This window comes from Dyadobacter sp. AC419 (assembly GCF_979253085.1).
Window position 1 is genome coordinate 535,942 of sequence record NZ_CEEDCD010000027.1, and the last position, 16,229, is coordinate 552,170.

Annotated in this window: 11 protein-coding genes and 2 pseudogenes; 3 read left to right on the forward strand and 10 right to left on the reverse strand. The window is 43.9% G+C overall.

Annotation, left to right across the window (positions count from 1 at the left end; all coding sequences use genetic code 11):
• Positions 1–16 precede the first annotated feature (16 nt).
• The 8 genes and pseudogenes from AC0IYG_RS27325 to AC0IYG_RS27360 all read right to left on the reverse strand — a co-directional run bounded on the left by AC0IYG_RS27325 (position 17) and on the right by AC0IYG_RS27360 (position 10,654).
• Positions 17–2,473 carry an ABC transporter permease gene (locus tag AC0IYG_RS27325; RefSeq protein WP_471714260.1) on the reverse strand — a complete coding sequence of 819 codons (2,457 nt, stop codon included), beginning with the start codon at positions 2,471–2,473 and terminating at the stop codon, positions 17–19.
• A gap of 231 nt (positions 2,474–2,704) precedes the next feature.
• Positions 2,705–3,073 (reverse strand): DUF5615 family PIN-like protein, encoded by a 369-nt coding sequence (locus AC0IYG_RS27330; RefSeq protein ID WP_471714261.1) that lies wholly within the window; start codon positions 3,071–3,073, stop codon positions 2,705–2,707.
• Positions 3,070–3,255, reverse strand: a pseudogene (locus AC0IYG_RS27335) (DUF433 domain-containing protein); the annotation flags it as partial. The pseudogene AC0IYG_RS27335 and the gene AC0IYG_RS27330, both read right to left, overlap by 4 nt.
• A 136-nt stretch (positions 3,256–3,391) precedes the next feature.
• Positions 3,392–5,776, reverse strand: a complete 2,385-nt coding sequence (locus AC0IYG_RS27340) for an ABC transporter permease (protein WP_471714262.1) — start codon at positions 5,774–5,776, stop codon at positions 3,392–3,394.
• A gap of 40 nt (positions 5,777–5,816) precedes the next feature.
• A complete protein-coding gene (locus AC0IYG_RS27345) occupies positions 5,817–8,246 on the reverse strand; it encodes an ABC transporter permease (RefSeq protein ID WP_471714263.1) in 2,430 nt (809 codons plus the stop codon).
• A 10-nt stretch (positions 8,247–8,256) separates the two neighbouring features.
• The gene (locus AC0IYG_RS27350; protein WP_471714264.1) at positions 8,257–8,631 is read right to left on the reverse strand and encodes a hypothetical protein; all 375 of its coding nucleotides are present in this window, start codon (positions 8,629–8,631) and stop codon (positions 8,257–8,259) included.
• Positions 8,632–8,671: 40 nt separating this feature from the next.
• Positions 8,672–9,349, reverse strand: a complete 678-nt coding sequence (locus tag AC0IYG_RS27355; RefSeq protein WP_026632278.1) for an ABC transporter ATP-binding protein — start codon at positions 9,347–9,349, stop codon at positions 8,672–8,674.
• 55 nt (positions 9,350–9,404) lie between these two features.
• Positions 9,405–10,654, reverse strand: a pseudogene (locus tag AC0IYG_RS27360) (efflux RND transporter periplasmic adaptor subunit).
• A 360-nt stretch (positions 10,655–11,014) separates the two neighbouring features.
• On the opposite strand from AC0IYG_RS27360, the gene AC0IYG_RS27365 reads away from it, so the two are divergent.
• The 3 genes from AC0IYG_RS27365 to AC0IYG_RS27375 all read left to right on the forward strand — a co-directional run bounded on the left by AC0IYG_RS27365 (position 11,015) and on the right by AC0IYG_RS27375 (position 15,151).
• Positions 11,015–12,382 (forward strand): sigma-54-dependent transcriptional regulator, encoded by a 1,368-nt coding sequence (locus AC0IYG_RS27365; RefSeq protein WP_471714265.1) that lies wholly within the window; start codon positions 11,015–11,017, stop codon positions 12,380–12,382.
• 64 nt (positions 12,383–12,446) lie between these two features.
• A complete protein-coding gene (locus AC0IYG_RS27370) occupies positions 12,447–14,396 on the forward strand; it encodes a glycoside hydrolase family 127 protein (RefSeq protein WP_471714266.1) in 1,950 nt (649 codons plus the stop codon).
• A 215-nt stretch (positions 14,397–14,611) separates the two neighbouring features.
• Complete coding sequence (locus AC0IYG_RS27375) at positions 14,612–15,151, forward strand: YciE/YciF ferroxidase family protein (RefSeq protein WP_471714267.1); 540 nt, start codon at positions 14,612–14,614, stop codon at positions 15,149–15,151.
• A gap of 85 nt (positions 15,152–15,236) precedes the next feature.
• Here AC0IYG_RS27375 and AC0IYG_RS27380 read toward each other — a convergent pair whose 3' ends face one another.
• Together AC0IYG_RS27380 and AC0IYG_RS27385 are read right to left on the reverse strand one after the other, a co-directional pair.
• Positions 15,237–15,737 (reverse strand): pyridoxamine 5'-phosphate oxidase family protein, encoded by a 501-nt coding sequence (locus AC0IYG_RS27380; RefSeq protein ID WP_471714268.1) that lies wholly within the window; start codon positions 15,735–15,737, stop codon positions 15,237–15,239.
• Positions 15,738–15,805: 68 nt separating this feature from the next.
• The gene (locus tag AC0IYG_RS27385) at positions 15,806–16,081 is read right to left on the reverse strand and encodes a 2TM domain-containing protein (protein WP_471714269.1); all 276 of its coding nucleotides are present in this window, start codon (positions 16,079–16,081) and stop codon (positions 15,806–15,808) included.
• Between the last annotated feature and the right edge of the window lie 148 nt (positions 16,082–16,229).

A 16,229-nucleotide genomic window follows, 5' to 3' on the forward strand; every position in this document is an offset into this window, starting at 1 on the left:
AAATCGTTGAAAGTTCTTATTCACTTTTGAGAGATTTCACAGGATCTGTCACCGCCGCTTTGATGGCTTGCGAGCTCACCGTAATCATGGCAATTATCACGGCAAGTGCACCGGCAACCGCAAACATCCACCATTGAATGCTGATCTTGTAAGCAAAATCCTGCAACCATTTATTCATTACATACCAGGTCAGCGGCGTGGCAATGACAATCGAAATAACAACCAGCTTGATAAAGTCACCGGAAAGCAATCCGACAATGCTGCCTATGGAAGCGCCCAACACTTTTCTTACGCCAATTTCCTTAATGCGCTGCTGGGCAGCAAATGTTGCCAGTCCAAACAGTCCAAGACAAGAAATCAGAATTGAAATAATCGTGAACGCATTGACAATCCGTGACGTGCGCGCATCAGACGCGTAGTTGCTTTGAAAATCTGCATCTAAAAAAGTGAACGAGAACGGCTCTCCCGGAACCAGCGACTTCCATTTCGACTCTATGAACGGAAGCACATTGCTGACATCATTGGAACTGACGTGTGCAATGATGTAATTATAATTGGTGTCTTCTTTGAGGAAAAACGCGTATGGCTCAATCACTTTATGCAGATCCTGAAAGTGAAAATCTTTGACCACGCCGATAATTTCCAGCGAACCGACCTGATTTTCACCCATATTAAAATCCAGATGCTGTCCAACCGCCTTTTCCACTGGAATGGCAAACTTCCGCAATGTCGCTTCATTAACTACAATTTTGCTGTTTGTATCGCTAGGAAATTGAGCTGAAAACATGCGGCCTGCAACCATTTGAAAGCCCATTGTTTGCATAAAATCCGGTGCAACCCAATTGGTCTTTACAAGCCCATCCTGATCAACGCTTTGTCCCGGCAAAAATACTGGCATATCGCTCGGGTTAAGAATGCCCGGATAATAGCTCGTTCCCGAAGCTGCGGTGATCTGATTATTTTGCAGCAGTTCGTTACGGAGAGCAGTATACGCTTTGCGCGACTCGTCGCTCAGGAATGGAATGACAATCTGCTGATCCTTGTTAAAACCGAGCGGCTGCTCGCGCATGAATTTGATTTGTCCCTGAATAACCATCGTCGCGACAACCAATCCGATTGAAATCACAAACTGAAACACAACCAATCCGCGGCGCAGAGCAGTGGCAGAAACGGAATTAACAAATTTCCCTTTTATCACATCCAGCGGATTAAAAACAGAGAGATAAAATGCAGGGTAACTTCCTGCCAGCAATCCCGTGATCAGTGCAAGCAAGATGAATGACGCGATAATGTTCGGCTTGAAGAGTTCACTAAGTTGCAGCGACTTGTCAGCCAGTTGATTGAAAACAGGCAAAAACAACACAACCAAAGCGGTCGCGATCACCAAAGCAAGAAATGTAAGCACCATTGATTCGCCCAGAAATTGACCGATCAAGCCGCCTTTTCCGGCACCCATAACCTTTCGCATGCCCACCTCGGCTGCGCGCTTTGCAGATCGGGCAGTGGCGAGATTCATAAAATTAATGCAGGCGATCAGCAATGTAAAGATGGCGATAGACGCGAGCACATAAAGATAAGTGGAGCTCGTCGTCGGCGTAACAATGCTTTCAATTCTGCTGAAAAGGTGAATGTCTTTCACGGGTAACAGGGCAAGTTTTTTGTCAAAACCGGCGATTTTCAAATCCTTCCGAGCATATTTTTCGATGAATGCGGGAAGTTTTTTACTGAATTGTTCTGCGCTTGTTCCTGGTCTGAGGCGCAGATAATGGTAAAACATGTTGTTACTCGTGAAATTCAGGTCCGATTGCTGCAAATAATCACCGACCCAACCTGCACGGAGTGGCACAAAATAGCTCGCCTCAATGTGTGATTTTGCGCTTTGATCTTTAAAAACGCCCGTTACCTTGAAATTCTCATTGTTGCCAGTTTTCCCACCGATGCGAATAGTCTGGTTCAAAGCGGATGTTTTTCCAAAAAGCTTCTGCGCGATTTCTTCCGAGATGACAATCGAGTTGGGATCATTAAGGGATGTTTTCGCGTCACCTTCAACGAATTCATAAGTAAAAACATCAAAGAACGTCGAATCAACGTGCGTTCCCTTTTCTTCGTAAAAAGACTTTTCACCCTCGCCAGGCTTGTTAATGGTAAAAAGGGTTTTGTTTTCTAGGAAATTTTGCCAGAGACGTGTCACCTGTACAACTTCCGGATATTCTCGTTTCACCGTTTGCGCATAAGGTGCCGGGCCTCGCGGATTGTCCATCTTGTCTCCGTTGGCTTGGACATTTTCGCTCCGAAGCAAATAAATGTCGTCTGCATGCTCATGATGCCGATCGAAAGAAATTTCACTGAGGATGTACAAAAGCAACAACATGCAGCAAGTCATCCCAACGGACAGGCCGAATACATTAATGGCGGAAAACAGCTTACTTTTAAGCACGTTCCGCCACGCAATCTTTAAATAATTTTGAATCATGGCTAATTTGGCTAATGCGACAGCGCCCTTTCGGAAGGCAGTCTTTCTTCTGAGGAACTTTTAATGTCATGGCTAATAGACAGCTCAGTGCATTGAATAATTATACCAACGGAATCCGCGCAGCTACACTTCACTGATTATCAATAAAATAGGGTTGATTTTAAACCAAAAAAGTGTCCGGTTTCGGACACTTTTGTTCGGTATTGGACTTGTCGGATTACTATGCTTTATTCATGGCCTTAATGGCAGAATACGAACCTTAGATTTTTGCTCATACAAGGTGACCAGGCTGCCTTCTTCCAGATATGAAGCGTATTGTCTGAAACATTCGACAACAACATCCCCGACTATATGTGGCAGTAAACACTGGCTTCTGATTTGAAAAACACTTGGCGCTTTGAGGTTTGTGGCTGCAAGTATTGATCCAAAATCCAAGTCATTAGTAAAAACCACGTATTGATTAATTCTTGCATACTCAAAAATAACCTCATCGGGATCGCTTGCTTTTCCAACAGCAGACCAATGTATTGCTTCGATATTTTGCTGTAAGAAAAACTCCGCCCAGAAAGGCGACAAATTCATATCAATCAAAATTTTCATGCAGCCAGAAATGGGACTTCTATTTCATCTGAGCGCCAGGCGGCGTAAGATAAAGCTTGTTTAATGTCCTCAATTTCGATATATGGATAAGCTTTTTGGATGTCATCAAAGGTGCTTCCAGAAGCTACGAGGCCAACCAAAGTTCCAACTGTAACCCGCATTCCACGAATGCAAGGCTTTCCTCCATTAGTTTCGGATCAAATGTTATTCGGTCTAAGATCATAATTTTTAGATTGTCGTATTCCCAAAATTAACAAATATTCTATGACCATCCCACCGTCATCTCGATTATGATACTTCAAACTCACGCGGTGATAACTATTCACTCCTCAACGACTTCACAGGGTCCAGCATGGCCGTTCGCAGACTTTGATATCCGACTGTGAGCAAGGCAACAACGATAGCCAAAAGGGCGGATGCCGCGAAATACCACCAGGAAATATCGATGCGATATGGGAAATCCTGCAACCATATATTAACGGCGTAATAAGAAATCGGCAGTGCGACGATAATGGCAATGAGCACCAGTTTGATAAAGTCCGAAGATAACAGCGCGGCAATGCTGGCTACCGAAGCGCCAAGGACTTTGCGGATGCCGATTTCCTTTACACGGGTTTCGGCATTGAATGTCGCAAGCCCGAAAAGGCCAATGCAGGAAACGAATATCGAGAGCATAGCCGCAAGCGTAATCATTTCTTTCCACTTCGCTTCGGATTCGTATCGTTTTTGATTTTTAACATCTTCAAACTGGTAATCGAAAGGCATGTAAGGGACATGCTTGCGGAATACTTTTTCGATGGCTTTGACTGTCTCAACCGTCTTGCCGCTGCTCAATTTCAAAAACAATGTGCTCAAACCGTAATTGGGGTCCTGCGTAAGCAGCAGCGGCTTAATGGTGTCTTTAAGCGAAGCATAATGATAATCCGCAATGACGCCGATAACCTTGAACCGCTGATTTTTCCACTCAAAATTCACTTCTTTACCAATCGGATCTTTCCAGCCTGCTTCCTTCACAAACGACTCATTGACAACAACCGACTGCACCGGATCAGATGGAAAGCTCTTGGAAAAATTCCGGCCTTTGACAATCGGGATTTCCAATGTTTTCAAGAAATCCTCGTCAACGCCTATATAACCAAAACCAATCTTTCCGGACTCTATCTCAGCTAATGTTCCGTTATAATTGCCATTAAAAGCCGCAACTTTTTTGATGCCCGCCATATTTTCGAGCTCGTTTTTAACCACATCCAGATATTTTTCACCAGCCATGCCACGCCCTAAGCTGAAACTCATCAGATTTTCATCATTATAGCCTAAATCTTTGTTTGTCAAATATTGGAATTGTGAATAAACGACGAGCGTGCCTATAACCAGACAAACGGAAAGGGCGAATTGAAACACAACCAAACCTTTTGTGAGGTAATTCTTTTGTGTAAGCTTTGTGCGGTTGTACAATGTTTGTGCAGGACTGAACCCAGAAAGCACCAAAGCCGGATAAAAACCTGCGATCATGCCTGTTACCAAAAACAATGCAACATATCCGGAAACAAGCTTAATGTCGAAAAGATAAGACAATGCCAATTGCTTATTAGCCAACTCATTAAATGTAGGCAAAACTGTGATTGTCAACACGATTGCAAAAGCAAATGCAATGAAAGATAGCAGGAAGGACTCTCCCAAAAACTGATACATCAACTGCTTACGCTGACTTCCGACAACTTTCCGAATGCCAATTTCCTTTGCACGGTTCAATGAACGCGCAACAGTGAGATTTACGAAATTGATACAAGCAATCAACAGGATAAAAATCGCGATTCCGGAAAGAATGTAAGAGTAAATCGGGCTGCTGCCTCGTCCTAGCCCGTTTCGGACATCACCAACTTCGCTATCCAGGTGAATGTCCAGAAATGGTTGCAGGTTGAAACTGATCTTTTGGTCAAAACCCTTAATCTTACTGATTTCTTCCGCTGATTTTGTCTTAAAAACCTGATTCAATTTGGGAACAACTGCACGGTGATCCGCTTTTTCATGAAGAAGCACAAATGTGTTCATGTAAAAGCCCAACCAATCCTGATCAGTCCAGCCTCTTACAATTTGCAACTCAAAAGGAATGATCGCACCGAATTGAATGGATGAGTTTTGCGGACACTTTTTGGCAATGCCGGAAACAATCAGTTTTTCAAAATTATCACCGACTTTCAGCTCCATCGTTTTACCGACTGCATCTTTTGTATTAAAATATTTCTCAGCCACTTCTTCTGTTAAAACAATGGAATTGACATTAGAAAGCACCGTTTTAGGATCACCTGCGATAAGCGGCATTGAAAATACGGTGAAGAAATTATTATCAGCAAAAAGGATTTCTTCGCTTAGCAGCTCATTGCCTTTTCTGGTAACAAATGAATTGCTCTGCGCCCGCACAATCTCCTTAATTTCAGGAATTTCCTGCTTGAAACTGGGACCATGAATCGTGTTCGTGCTGCCCAGGGTCCGCGTTTCGCGGCTATCCGACAACGTTACTTTGATCCGGAAGAGCTGATCCTTTTTTTCCTGAAAGCGGTCGAAACTTACCTCGTCTTTGGTGTAAAGGACGATTAACATGCAGCAGGTTAACCCAAGCGATAAGCCTGCAATGTTAATAAATGAGAAAATTTTATTCCTTGTCAAATTGCGGACTGCAATTTTAAAATAGTTCTTGATCATGGCTGGAATGGTATGTTAGATTGTGAAGTCTGCCGTCCTCTCACTCACTCCGCAAGCTCTTTACAGGATTCATCAGAGCGGCTTTGATACTTTGGAAACTTACTGTCAGCAAGGCGATTACGATGGCCAGCAAGCCGGCTCCGGCAAACATCCACCACGACAGATCAATGTGGTAAGCAAATCCTTGAAGCCAATTGCTCATGCCGTACCAGGCAACCGGGCACCCAATTATGATGGCAATTAGAACGAGTTTGATAAAGTCTTTGGAAAGCAGTCCCACAATGTTAGATACGCTAGCTCCCAACACTTTCCGCACACCAATTTCCTTTGTCCTCCGCTCGGCGGTGTAAGCTGAAAGGCCAAACAGTCCAAGGCAACCGATAATGATCGAGATTACAGCAAATGTTATAAAAATTTGTCCGACACGTTGCTCTCCCCTATATACGTTATCAAAATCTTCATCCATAAACCGGTAACTGAACGGTTGTCCGGGTGCAATTTTCTTCCATAAACTTTCAATTTGCTTGACAGTCTGGACCACATCATTTCCTTTCAGCCGCACGGCGACCGTTCCCGAACTCGGTTTAAGTGTAAGGCTAAGCGCGCCGATATTTTTGCGCAGCGATTCGAAGTGGAAGTTTTTCACAACACCGATGATCGTATAATACGACTTGTCGTCTGCATTGTTAGGGTCCAGAGAAAAAATCCGTTTGCCAACCGGGTCAGCGTAACCCAGGATCTTGGCCGCCGTTTCATTAATGATAATGCCTGACGAATCGGAAGGAAAATCATTGCGAAAAGCTCGGCCGTTTTTCATTTTCAGATCAAGCGTGCTGATAAAATCATCGTCCACAGCCCAGAATTGCATATTTATTCCCTTATCCTGCTGCAATTGTCCCGCTGGAAAGAATGTATGATCTGTCCGGGACGAAGGTGTGGGCAGGAAGCTTGTAATGGTGCCGCCAGCGACATTAGGAAGTTGTAAAACCTCGTTTTTAAATGCCTCTGCCTGTTTATCAAGCGCATAAGCGTCATTAATGATGAGCACCTGATCTTTGTCAAATCCCAATGTCTTCGTCTGAATATAATTGAGCTGCCTGAAAATCACCCCGGTGCCAACGATAAGCATCACGGAAATCATGAACTGGAACACGACAAGCGAATTGCGCAGATATCCACCTTTTCCTTCAAGCGCAATGGTGTTTTTAAGCACTTTAAGAGGCTTGAAAGCAGACAGAAAAAAGGCCGGATAACTACCAGCCAGGAGGCCCACCAAGCCGCCAGTCAGAATTGCGATCGTCCAAAACAAAGGGTTAGTAAATGGGAATTCAATTTCTTTGCTGGCCAGGTTATTGAAAAGGGGCAGCGTTGCGTATGCGATTACGAGTGCAAATGCCAGAGAAAGGAAACTTAATAAAATGGCTTCTGTTAAAAACTGGCTGATCAGCGCCGAGCGTTCTGAGCCTAATGCTTTTCGTACACCCACTTCCTTCGCCCGGTTGGAAGAACGTGCAGTGGCGAGGTTCATAAAATTGACGCAGGCAATCACAAGCAGGAAAACGGCAACAACCGCAAAAATATAAACATATTGAATGTTACCATTTGCACTGATTTCGGCCGTGCGATCCGAATTCAGGTGAATGGCAGTGAGCGGCATCAGCGAATATCGAATGTAGCTTCCCGATTTACGCATTTGGTCCATAGAAGCGCCCATGATCTGCTGCACCCATTTGCCCGTGTATTTTTCAAGAACCGTGTCAAAATTCTTTTCAAAAGCCTGCGCATCAACGCCATCTTTTAAAAGCAGATAAGTGTTGAAATTATGGCTGCCCCAATTGTTCTGCCTGCTTTCTTCCGAAGAACTCATCGAGAGTAGCATGTTAAGCGTATGAAAATGTGAATGTGATGGCATATTTTGCATCACACCCGTCACCGTATATGTCTGCGTGTTGTCAAGTAAAAGTGTTTTGCCAACAGGATTTTCTTTGCCAAAATATTTTACTGCATCCCTTTCGGAGATAACCATTGTGTTTGGCTCCGAAAGCACACTTTTGGCATCGCCTGCAATAAGCGGTTGAGAGAAAACTTTAAAGAATGTGGAATCCGCATATACGACCTGATCTTCTTTTAAATTATTGAGCGAACCGGTCTGGCGGACGAGAAAACTGCCGGTGGAGCGCAATCTGGCTACTGCTTCGATCTGCGGATAATCTTTTTGAAGTGTAAACGCCATCGGGTCTGGCGCAACGGCGAGGTTCATATCTGATCCGCCAAACCTAATTTCCGCATTCACCCTGTAAATGCGGGCTGCATGCGCAAAAGACTTATCGTAGCTGAGCTCGTCTACAACATAAAGCGTAATGAGCAAGCAACTTGCGAGACCCAATGCAAGGCCGAAAATGTTGAGAAACGAGTAAAACTTGTGCTTCCGCAGGTTTCGCCATGCGATCTTAATGTAATTTTGCAGCATGTGAGAATTATTAAATGCTCCGCCCGGGAAGCTCTATCTCTACCTCGAAATCGTCAATAATTTGCTGACGTTCTTGTTCTGATTTGTCAGCCGCGTTGACTGTTTTTTCAAAAATAAACTCTTCATTATGCTTGACAAATTCATATTTTAGAAAGAGCTCACCTGATTCCTGATTGAATCTAACTTGTTTGGAATAACCATTGTCTCCAATGACAGTGGCATTCTGCTGATGGTCATCATCAACCACCTTTCCGTCAATGGAGCCGGTAACACGGATCGACATCGTTTTACCGTCGTCGTCGATGCTTCGGCTCAAATTTATTTTCTTTTGCGCAATCGCCAGCGTGGATACGCTGGCGAGGAGGATTGTAAGAATTTTTTTCATGGTCAGATTTGGTATTTAGTTTGAAACCAGCCTGCCTATGCTATACGTGCACTTTTTCTGTTACGATTTTGCCGTCAAAAAGATTGACAATGCGATGCGCAAAACCGGCGTCATACGGTGAGTGGGTAACCATCAGAATCGTTGTTCCTGCTGCATTCAACTGGCTTAACAAATTCATCACTTCTTCTCCATTTTTGGAGTCAAGGTTACCCGTAGGCTCATCCGCAAGGATTGTTTTTGGCGTTGCTACTACGGCTCTTGCGATGGCAGTTCTTTGCTGCTGTCCACCCGAAAGCTGCTGTGGAAAGTGGTTGCGGCGGTGCATCATATTCATGCGGGTAAGTGCTGCTTCTACTTTTTCTTTCCGTTCTGCAGGAGGTGTTTTCAAATAAAGCAATGGAAGTTCAACATTCTCATAAACAGTAAGTTCGTCGATCAGGTTAAAACTTTGAAACACAAAACCAATGTTTCCTTTGCGGATCTGCGCACGCTGTCTTTCAGACATTTTCGCCACTTCTGTTCCATAAAATTCGTAGGAACCTTCGCTCGGATTATCCAGCAGCCCCAGGATATTTAATAAGGTGGATTTTCCACAACCGGATGGTCCCATGATCGCGACAAACTCACCATCTTTTACATCCATGTCTATGCCGTTCAGGGCAGTGGTTTCTACTTCCTCAGTAGAAAAAATCTTATGAAGGTTGCTAATTTTAATCATTGGGTTTCTTTGGCTATGATTGACTAATTAATTGCTTACTAGATAGAGTTAAATTTTAAAATTCCAGCACTTCGTTGTCTCCGAAGTTTTCGTATGAGCTGGTAATTACTTTTTCACCTGGCTGCAAACCTTCAAGCACTTCGAAATATTCGGGGTTTTTACGGCCCAGGGTGATTTTACGTTTTGCTGCACGCTTGCCGTCTTCGCCGACTACATAAACCCAGTTTCCGCCAGTTTCAGAGAAGAAGCCGCCCACCGGAAGCAATGTTGCCTGAGAAGGTTGTCCAAGTTGCAGGCGGATCGGAGCTCGATTGCCCTCTTTTGATCAATTCGGGAGCGCCTTTGTCAAACTGCATATCCACTTCAAATCTGCCGCTAAGCACCTCAGGATATATTTTAATGATCTTCAAACCGTAATCTTTTCCGTTGAACTCCATTGAACCTTGCAATCCGGCAAAGATCCTTGAAATGTAATGTTCATCGACACTGACACGCATTTTGAAACCATTCAAATCATCGATCTGGCCAATGTTCTGACCTTGGTTAATGTTCGATCCCACTTCAACATTCATAGAAGAAAGCAAACCGGAAACAGGCGCCTTAACTGATAGATTTTCAAGTGTTTGTCTCCAAAGATTTACGTTTTTCTGTGTGCTGGCCAATGTTCCTTCAAGTTGCGTGATCTGCATTTTAGAGTTTTCCTCCTGATATTTCTGAGATTCAACTTCAATGTCACGCTGCTTGGTAAGCCGTTCAAATTCTCTTTTTGTTTTCAGATAATCTGCATCCGGGATGACTTTGTCCCTTATAAAGCTTGGTGTTGCGGTCATGCGCATCTTTCGCTTGGTCGATCTGGAAATCAAGTTCACTTAATGTTTTTTGCAGGTTAAATCGTGCAATGCGTAAGCTCTGGCGCGTATTTTGTAAGTCATTAACCAATCGGCTGGCCTCTGTTTCTGATTGCAGGAAGCTCAGTTTAAGGTTTTGGTTTTCCAGTTTCAGCAACACATCGCCTTGCTTTACCATGTTACCACCTTCGATCAATTTTTCTGTTACATAACCTCCTACAATTGCATCAAGCTGGATCGTTTTCAGCGGCTGAACAACGCCAGTAACGACGATGAATTCGTCGAATTTTCCTTGCTTAACAGTTGAAACCGTTAGCTTATCTTGCTCGACATTAAGCTTGCTGCGTTTGTCTGCAAAGAAAAATTGATATACTAAAAATGCCACTAGCAGCGTGCTACCCGCGATTATGCCGATACGTTGGGTGTTCCAGAATTTTTTCGGCTTGATTTTGTCCATTGTCGAGCCCCCGTGAAACCGTTGTTACCGGTGCTGGATGAGTTAGGTGTTTTGACTTCCATTATATGTTGGTGATTGGATTCGCTGTTAAACTTTGATCATTACTATCCAATCCCTATGCCAAAGAAGACTATGCCCTTCAAAAGCTTTAATATCAATACATTAACCTTATTTAAAACCGCTTAAAATGTCCGATAATGGACAACTTTGTTCGTGTGCGGACAAGCGTTTTTGAGGCTTATTAGGGTAAAATAGTTACTTTTTTAGCTCGTTATAAAATTAAATTTCAAATTGCATCTACTATCTTACAGCCACAATTGCCATTGAAGGGATTTACCCTTTCGAACCCCACAAACAGCCATGCAACTCTCTGAAGCTAAAATCCTGATCATCGATGACGATGTCGACGTACTAAGTGCTGCCAAATTATTATTAAAACGGCACGCTAAAACGGTTGACATTGAAAAGAACCCCCAAAAACTGCCTTTCCTGGTCACTAACGGCGATTACAACCTGATCCTGCTGGATATGAATTTCACGCGCGACGTGAACAGCGGACGCGAGGGATTTCATTGGCTCGACCGGATCCTGGACATTAAGCCAGCTTCAAAGGTCATCATGATTACCGCTTACGGAGACATTGAAATGGCCATTCGCGCCATTAAAGCTGGTGCGACAGACTTTGTATTGAAGCCCTGGGAAAACGATAAATTGCTCGCAACCATTAGCGGAGCAGTGGAAGGCGGCGGCGAGAAAATGCTGGCTATTGTCGAAGAAAAGTCAAAAGACGACGGCAAAAAAGGGAAAGCAGCCGGTGAGGCAATTGTTGCTTCCAGTGAATCCATGAGGCAGGTCCTCACAACAGCCGAGCGCGTTGCAGCCACAGATGCTAATGTGCTGATACTGGGCGAGAACGGGACAGGAAAAACGCAGCTGGCCAAGCATATCCACCAACATTCAAAGCGTGCGGACAAGCCATTCGTCGTGGTGGATCTGGGTGCATTAAGCGAAAGTTTGTTTGAAAGCGAGCTTTTCGGGCACGTTAAGGGCGCATTTACAGATGCAAAGGAAGACCGCGCGGGAAGATTTGAGGAAGCCAAAGGCGGAACGATTTTCCTCGACGAAATCGGCAACTTATCATTATCGTTGCAAGCCAAGTTACTGACGGTCATTCAAGAGCGGCGTGTTACGCGCGTCGGATCCAACAAGCCCATTGCATTAGACGTTCGCTTGCTCTGCGCGACCAATATGAACATTGAAAAAATGGTAACTGAGAAAACATTCCGCCAGGATTTGCTTTACAGGATCAACACTATTGAGCTGGATTTGCCGCCTTTGCGCGAGCGTCCCGAAGATATTAGCGCTCTTGCCGAATATTATCTCAAACAATATGGCAAGAAATACAACCGCCCGGTTAACGACATTAGCAGCGCATTGATCAAGAAAATGCAGCAATACAACTGGCCGGGCAACATCCGCGAATTGCAGCATGCCATCGAACGTGCCGTGATCCTTTCGCAGGAAAAAACATTGCAGCCTGATGATCTTTTCCTGAAAAGCTCTGGCGGACAGCCTACAACGGCGACGGGCTTCGATCTGGAAGACATGGAGAAGACATTGATCGTAAAAGCAATGAAGCGCTTCAACGGAAATATCACTGATGCTGCCCGTGAGCTGGGTTTGAGCCGCGCAGCGCTTTACCGAAGAATGGAGAAATACGGGCTGTAAGTGGCATGTTTTTTGGGTTATAGCTGGATAAAGAGACTCATTTTTTAATCAATTTATTCTCATAATGACCAAATTTCTTTCGATCATATCCCTTCTGTTTTGCTATAATCTGTCTTTTTCACAGGAAAATAAAATCGCTCCTGTTCCGCTTAAAAATGTAAAAACAAAACAAGGCTTCTGGCATAACCGCGTTGAAACGGCAGAAAGCGTGACGGTTCCGCATGCATTGCAGCAATGCGAGGAATCGGGCCGGATCGATAATTTTGCTGTTGCAGGCGGCTTAAAGAAAGGAAAATTTGAAGGTGTCCGTTTCAACGACTCTGACGTCTTCAAAGTGGTGGAAGGCGCTTCATATGTTTTGCAAAATCAATATGATCCGAAACTGGATCATTATCTGGACAGCCTGATCACACTTTTCGCAGCTGCACAGGAGCCGGACGGCTATTTATATACAATCCGCACGATTAATAAGGATACAACCGGTTCTTATGACTGGATCGCTGGTCCATATAGATATGGTTTTGAAAACGGCAGCCATGAACTCTACAATGTGGGGCACCTTTATGAAGCGGCCATTGCCCATTACGAAGCGACCGGAAAAAGGAATTTGCTGGACGTGGCGATTAAAAACGCGGATCACCTTGTCAAAACATTCGGCCCGAATCCGGGCCAGCTCGTTGTGGTTCCGGGGCACCAGGAAATTGAAATCGCATTGATCAGACTTTACCGCACAACCGGCAAAAAAGAATATCTCGACCTTTCGAAGTTTTTCATCGACATGCGTGGCAGGTCCGATAAGCGTGCACTTTATCTGGATGAGCACAAACTTGGTCCGGCTTATTTTCAGGATCAGGTTCCATTTGTAAAACAGAAAGAGGCGGTTGGACATGCGGTTCGCGCGCAATATTTATACACAGCCGTTGCGGACATGCTCACAATTGAGGACGAACCTGCGCATAGCCATGCAATTCACGAAATATGGAATGATGCCACCGAGCGGAAACAATATGTAACCGGCGGCGTAGGCGCCCGGGAAGATGGGGAAGCATTTGACAAAGCTTATGTTTTGCCCAATGATAATGCTTACGCAGAAACCTGTGCAGCGATTGCAAACATGCTTTGGAACCACAAAATGTATCTTTATACAGGCGAATCCAAATATATGGACGTCTTCGAACGCGTGCTTTACAATGGCTTTTTGGGAGGAATGTCAGTTTCCGGCGACAAATTCTTCTACGTTAATCCGATGGCTTCCAATGGTGTCAATGATTTTAACAAAGGAACCGGTGCGGAGCGCCAGTCTTGGTTTGGGACGGCTTGCTGCCCCACGAATGTTTCAAGATTTTTACCATCCATGCCTGCTTACATTTATGCAACAAAAGGCAATGAACTGATCGTCAACTTATTTGCTGATAATGAAGCAAATCTGACAGTTAATAAGCAAGCAGTAAAAATTTCGCAGCAGACAAATTACCCTTGGGACGGGAACATTAAAATGCTGATTGAACCTGAGAAACCTGCAAACTTCACGCTTTCCGTAAGAATTCCGGGATGGGCAACGGGTGAGGCAATTCCTGGAAACTTGTATTCCTATACAAATAAGGAAGCAAAGGCTGTTGTGCTGCGAGTTAATGGAAAAAATACGCCAGCAACAATTGAGAAGGGTTACATTAAGCTCGCAAGAAACTGGAAAAAAGGCGATCAGATCGAGCTTGCGCTGGATATGCCGGTCAGGAAAATTATATCGAATGACAGCATTGCAAGCAACAAAGGGAAAATAGCCATTGAGCGCGGGCCTGTTTTGTATTGTGCAGAAGGACACGACAACAATGGAAAAGCACTTAATATCCCCATTTCAGAAAGCCAGACTTTCGCTCCCAGTTATCAGCAATCATTGTTAGGAGGCGTAAATGTGTTGAAAGCTGAGGCGGGGAACGTAACCCTCATTCCCTATTATGCCTGGGCAAATCGGGGACCAAACGAAATGGTGATTTGGTTTAACAAAGCCCAATAGCGCATATTACGGTCTGTTTCAATTTCTGGCATATCTTATCCAGGGCTATTCTGTACAACATTTGGGAACGTATATGTGTAGTTAAGTCTTCACGAATATTACAAAAAACCGCTTTAAGGCACATTGGGAGTTTGGTACGGAATTTTAAGATGGTCGGGGCAACAGGATAATATTATCCTTCACTGTCAACCAACAATCTAAAAAATATCAACATCATGAAAGCGACTAAAAACAAACCCGTTAATCAAATTACAGAATCAGACAGCGACAAGCTAAAAGAACTTTTCGTTGACGGACTAAAAGATATTTACTGGGCAGAAAAAAATCTGGCGAAAGCATTGGTTAAAATGTCTAAAAATGCAACTTCGGAAGAATTGAAAGCGGCATTTGAGCAGCACACTACTGAAACAGAGGAACATGCAGCTCGTTTGGAACAAATTTTCGAACAAATAGGCGAAAAAGCGCAAGCAAAAAAATGCGCTGCTATGGAAGGCCTTATTGAAGAAGCGAATGAAATTATCAGCAGCACAGAAAAAGGAACAATGGTTCGTGACTGTGGACTGATCATGGCGGCTCAAAAAGTGGAGCACTATGAAATCGCTTCTTATGGAACATTACGCAACATTGCCCGCACGCTTGGACATTCAGATGTAGCTGATATGCTGCAAATGACATTGGATCAGGAAGGCGAAACAGATCATAAATTGACTGAACTTGCTGAAACTTATGTAAACGAAGAAGCAAGCGCAGAATAAGCCATTACACTTCATCTTCAGATTAAAAAGATAAGGGGTTGATCAAATGATCAACCCCTTATCTTTTACCCAACTATTTTATTTCTTAGGCTAAATTCAATTTTCCATGATCTCCGCCATCTGGCGTTGTGCCGGTAAGGACTGCTTTTACCATTGAAAAGAAAACAACCATCTGCGAAGAAGTTGCATCCCAGTAAGCCGCCTCATCCGTTGTAACTTTCAGCACAACCAGGTTCGGATCTTCTTTTCCTTCGGGAAACCATGCTTTCGACATTGGATTCCAGAGTTCTTCTTTTTTAGCTTCGTTTTCCACAACCGCAGCATTTCCTGAAACACTGATATACGAGTTGTTTTTCGGATCCGAATATATCAATGTAACCTGCTCGCCCTGATTTGAGGGATCTCCTATCTCAGTTTGTTTTTTTGTAAAAAACCAGGCATTTCCCTCATCATCTATTTCGAGTGTGGTCATTGGACGCGACTCGATTTTCCCGTTTGTGTAAGTCGTATACATGCAAAACCGGATGTCTTCCGCCAGTGATTTCAACTTTTTGATCGCATCCTTGTCCTGAAAGTCCTTTTCCATGTTTGTTTTATATTTAGATATCTGAAATGTTTTCAACAATATCCTAAAACAACTATTCCAAACAACGGTTAACCACGCAGCAACTTCTCATATTCCCTTTCTGCAAGCCCTCTTTCATCCATATTTCCATACGCGCCTATGCCATGTGTTGCCAGCCCTATTCCCCATCCTAACATCGGGAATAATGGCCACGGAACCTGATGACCTCCATAATTAGGGAATGACGTGGCAAGCCACAGCAGCCACAAACCCGCATTAACGACCAGATAAGTGCTCATATGCATTTTAAATGCTGCTCTTTTTTTGGCTTTTCTCCAAAGGAATTCATTGCGTGGCGTTTCCATATCTCTCTCGGTTTAGATTAAAAATTAGTTTTGCAGCCCTGTTTTCAAGCGACTTAGACAAAACTAATGCAGATTAAACGGTCACGCTTGCCAATGCAGACAGATTTGATAATTAGCCAGATGAAGCGACGGATTATCAAGATGAACT

Excerpts from the sequence above, each read along its gene's own strand:
- AC0IYG_RS27375 (WP_471714267.1), top strand. The coding sequence starts at position 14,612 with ATGAAAGCGACTAAAAACAAACCCGTTAATCAAATTACAGAATCAGAC.
- AC0IYG_RS27345 (WP_471714263.1), bottom strand. The coding sequence starts at position 8,246 with ATGCTGCAAAATTACATTAAGATCGCATGGCGAAACCTGCGGAAGCAC.
- AC0IYG_RS27340 (WP_471714262.1), bottom strand. The coding sequence starts at position 5,776 with ATGATCAAGAACTATTTTAAAATTGCAGTCCGCAATTTGACAAGGAAT.
- AC0IYG_RS27330 (WP_471714261.1), bottom strand. The coding sequence starts at position 3,073 with ATGAAAATTTTGATTGATATGAATTTGTCGCCTTTCTGGGCGGAGTTT.
- AC0IYG_RS27385 (WP_471714269.1), bottom strand. The coding sequence starts at position 16,081 with ATGGAAACGCCACGCAATGAATTCCTTTGGAGAAAAGCCAAAAAAAGA.
- AC0IYG_RS27365 (WP_471714265.1), top strand. The coding sequence starts at position 11,015 with ATGCAACTCTCTGAAGCTAAAATCCTGATCATCGATGACGATGTCGAC.
- AC0IYG_RS27355 (WP_026632278.1), bottom strand. The coding sequence starts at position 9,349 with ATGATTAAAATTAGCAACCTTCATAAGATTTTTTCTACTGAGGAAGTA.
- AC0IYG_RS27380 (WP_471714268.1), bottom strand. The coding sequence starts at position 15,737 with ATGGAAAAGGACTTTCAGGACAAGGATGCGATCAAAAAGTTGAAATCA.
- AC0IYG_RS27350 (WP_471714264.1), bottom strand. The coding sequence starts at position 8,631 with ATGAAAAAAATTCTTACAATCCTCCTCGCCAGCGTATCCACGCTGGCG.
- AC0IYG_RS27325 (WP_471714260.1), bottom strand. The coding sequence starts at position 2,473 with ATGATTCAAAATTATTTAAAGATTGCGTGGCGGAACGTGCTTAAAAGT.
- AC0IYG_RS27370 (WP_471714266.1), top strand. The coding sequence starts at position 12,447 with ATGACCAAATTTCTTTCGATCATATCCCTTCTGTTTTGCTATAATCTG.